This is a genomic window from Aeromicrobium phragmitis (assembly GCF_003674095.1).
In the GTDB taxonomy this organism is placed as follows: Bacteria; Actinomycetota; Actinomycetes; order Propionibacteriales; family Nocardioidaceae; genus Aeromicrobium; species Aeromicrobium phragmitis.
On sequence record NZ_RDBF01000120.1, the window covers coordinates 1 to 408 of the forward strand.

A 408-nucleotide genomic window follows, 5' to 3' on the forward strand; every position below is an offset into this window, starting at 1 on the left:
GGTCAGCCTGGAAAACTGTACTGAAGCCGGGTATAAATGTGTTTGCGTAAATGCAAGGAGCATAGTAAACAAAAGAAATGAACTAAACATTATGGTAGAAGATACTGACCCTCACATTATAGGGATAACTGAATCATGGGCCAACAAAGAGATATCAGATGCCGAACTGGGACTGCCTGGCTACGTAATGTTTAGGAAAGACAGAATAGGAAGAAGGGGAGGTGGAGTTATTTTGTATATTAAAGAATCCATTCAGGCTTATGAAATAATATTAGAAAAAGAAGCAGATTGTGAAGAAGCTGTTTGGTGTAACATAGTTACCGGAAACTCAACGTTAACAGTAGGGTTAGTATATCGAAGTCCAAACATAAGCATAGAAGATAATGAAAAAATACAAACCGCTATAAA

At 37.3% G+C, this 408-nt stretch carries 1 protein-coding gene; it reads left to right on the forward strand.

All coding sequences use genetic code 11. The features are described 5' to 3' along the window. The coding region (locus tag D9V41_RS17970; protein WP_166376104.1) for an endonuclease/exonuclease/phosphatase family protein at positions 1-408 on the forward strand (408 nt) is incomplete at both ends.